The sequence below is a fragment of the Ochrobactrum sp. SFR4 genome (assembly GCF_019730395.1).
Classification (GTDB): Bacteria; Pseudomonadota; Alphaproteobacteria; order Rhizobiales; family Rhizobiaceae; genus Pseudochrobactrum.
On the sequence record NZ_JAAPBB010001101.1, the window covers coordinates 1 to 250 of the forward strand.

General features: G+C 58.0%; 1 pseudogene. It reads left to right on the forward strand.

From position 1 onward, the window contains the following. Nucleotides 1-250 (forward strand): annotated as a pseudogene (locus tag HBA93_RS22450) (3-hydroxyacyl-CoA dehydrogenase); the annotation flags it as partial.

Here is a 250-nt window from a genome sequence, read left to right on the forward strand (position 1 = left end):
CTGCGCCACAAGCCGATGAAACATTCTGGCAGGCACAACAGGAGAGTGTCCGCAAAGCGGCGCGCGGTGCCAGCGCGCCTCTCATGGCTTTGGAGTCTGTTCGTCACAGCACAATCCTGCCGTTTGATGAGGCTATGGCTTTTGAACGCCAAACTTTTCTTGAGCGCCGCGACTCCCGTGAAGCCGCAGCTCTGCGCCGGATTTTCTTTGCTGAGCGTGGTGCGACCAGACCAGCGACTTTACAGGATGT